Annotated in this window: 2 protein-coding genes; one reads left to right on the forward strand and one right to left on the reverse strand. The window is 71.2% G+C overall.

The features are described 5' to 3' along the window. The coding region (locus tag U9980_RS09100) for a diacylglycerol/lipid kinase family protein (protein WP_416210204.1) at positions 1 to 921 on the forward strand (921 nt) is incomplete at its 5' end. 10 nt (positions 922 to 931) lie between these two features. Here U9980_RS09100 and U9980_RS09105 read toward each other — a convergent pair. Continuing rightward, on the reverse strand, positions 932 to 2,593 hold the full coding sequence (locus tag U9980_RS09105) for an alkaline phosphatase D family protein (protein WP_416210205.1): 1,662 nt from the start codon (positions 2,591 to 2,593) through the stop codon (positions 932 to 934). Positions 2,594 to 2,667 lie beyond the last annotated feature (74 nt).

Raw genomic sequence — 2,667 nt, forward strand, 5'->3', positions numbered from 1 at the left:
ACAGAGCCGCTGGCAACCGTTCCGCCCGCAGCCGAGGTGGACCGTCGACGGCTACTGCTCATCGTGAACCCGCACGCCGGCGGTGGCCGTGGCGCTCGCGCCCTGCCGGACGTCTGTGCAGCCCTGAAACGCTGGGCCGGCGACGTGCGGGTCGAACTGACCAGAAACATCGATCATGCCTCAGAGCTGGCCGAGGAGGCTGTTGCCGACGGTCGGGTCGCGGTCGCGCTCGGCGGGGACGGTCTTGCCGGCCGGGTCGCCGAGACCGTGGCGCACCGCGGCGGGCTACTGGCCGTGCTGCCCGGCGGGCGCGGCAACGACTTCCTGCGCGGGATGGGCGCCGCCCGGCAACCGGTGATCGCCGCCACCGCACTGGCCAGCGGCACCGAACGGCGGATCGACCTGGCCGAGGCCAACGGCCGGGCCTACCTCGGCATCGCCAGTGTCGGCTTCGACTCGGACGTCCAGGTGATCGCCAATCGTGCCCGGTTCGTGCGCGGCCAGCACGTTTACACCTATGGGGCGCTGCGCGCGGCCGCCACGTGGAAACCCGTCCGGTTCACCGTGGAGATCGACGGCGGCGCGCCGCGCGAAATGATCGGCTGGACGGTGGCGGCGGCGAACTCGGCCTACTACGGCGGCGGGATGTGCCTCGCGCCCGCGGCAAAGCCCGACGACGGCCTGCTCGACATCGTGCTGCTGTCGCGGTGCGGAAAGATCACGTTTCTCTCGACCTTCCCGAAGGTGTTCTCCGGCCGGCATGTGGACTCCCCGCACGTCGAGGTGGCGCAGGCCAGCCGGATCCGCATCGACGCCGACCGTCCGTTCCAGCTCTACGCCGACGGTGACCCGATCGCGGACCTCCCGGTCGAGATCGTCGTGCGCCCCGGTGTGCTGCGCCTGCTCGCCTCCCCCGGATAGCGACGTGCCCTCACGCGGGCTGGGCGCCGGGCCGCCCGGCTTCGACCACCCAGGTGGCATCCGTGCTGACCGGCGCGTCCCGGCGGTCGATGGTCTCGGCGATCCGCATGTCGGCCGTGCACCGCGCTGGTGACACCCGGATGCGGGTGTACCCGCGTCGGTCACCGCGGAAGTACCGCACGTGCGGGTTGAGCAGCCGGTTGTTCGCCCGGACGAGCTCCTCGCTGGGCAGGAAGAATCCCGAGCTGATGGAGGTCGAGACGAACTCGGTGCCCACGACCGGGGTGTCGGGCCGGTCGAAGTCGACCCGCAGGTCGTTCACCCAGGCGCTGTGGATGTCGCCGGCCAGCACCACCGGGTTGGTCACCCGGGTGTCCCGTACGGCTGCCAGCAGTCGGGTCCGGTAGGGCACATAGCCGTCGTTCTGGTCGAGGTTCGCGAGCACGTCACCACTGCCCGGGGTGAGCTGCGCGTGCAGCTGGGCCAGCATCGTCTGCTGAGCGATCACGTTCCACCGGGTACGCGACGCGCTCAAGCCGTCGATCAGCCACTTCTCCTGCTCGGCACCGGCCATGGTCCCGGTCGTGTTGCTCGCTCCCAGGGTGGCCGGGCCGATGTCGTTCGGGATGCGTCCCGGCTGCGGCGTCCGGTACTGGCGGGTGTCCATCACGGTGAGGGTGAGCAGGTCACCGAAGGCGAACCGGCGGTAGAGGCGCAGGTCCGGCGATCCGGGCGAGTAGCTGACACGGATCGGCATGTGCTCGTAGTAGGCCTGGTAGGCCGCGGCCCGCTGCCGGGCGAAGGTCGCCGGGTCCTGATGCTTGGCACCGGTGTCGGCCGACTCGTCGGTCAGCCCGGCATAGTTGTTCTCGGTTTCGTGATCGTCCCAGGTGACCACCCACGCCGCAGCCGCGTGCGCGGCCTGCAGCTGCGGGTCGGCCTTGTACTGGGCGTAACGCGCCCGGTAGTCGTCGAGAGTCCGCAGCTGGTCGAGACCGGGCGTGGCCGGGGTGGTGTGGCGGCGGTCGGGGAACCTGCTCTTCGGGTCGTACTCGTAGATGTAGTCGCCGACGTGGACGACAAGGTCGAGATCATCGGCTGCGATCGCACCGTACGCCGGCCAGTAGCCGTTCTGATAGTCCTGACAGCTGGCCAGCGCGAAGCTCAGCGCCGACGCGGCGGCGCCGGCGGCCGGTGCGGTGCGGGTCCGGCCGACCGGGCTCAGCACGGTGCCGGCGCGGAACCGGTAGAAGTACACCCTGGCCGGCTGCAGACCGCGGACGTCGACGTGCACGGAGTGCGCCAACCCCGGGACGGCGCTGCGCGTCCCCACCGCCACGACGTCGGTGAACCGGTCATCGGTGGCAACCTGCCAGTCAACCGGGATGTCGCGGTCGGGCAGGGCCACGCCGCCGGCGGGCTGCGCCACCAGCCGGGTCCAGAGGATCACCCCGTCCGGCAGCGGGTCGCCGCTGGCGACCCCGAGGGCGAACACGCCGTCACCAACACCGGGAACCGGCGTCGCGGGCGCCAGAGTCGGGCGCGGGGTGGCACCAGGGCCGGGGGACCCGCCATCGGAGCAGCCCGCCGCGGCCAGCAATACGGCACCGCCCGCGAGAAAGCCACGTCGGGTCGCAGCCCGTGTCCAGGCACATCCACCAGGATTGCTCACAACACCGGGACGTTAGCCGGCCGGCACCCACGTCGGAAAGGCCGTCGCAGCCACAAGTGTGGAGAAACGCAGGA

The organism is Protofrankia sp. Cr1, assembly GCF_963555865.1.
GTDB lineage: Bacteria > Actinomycetota > Actinomycetes > Frankiales > Frankiaceae > Protofrankia.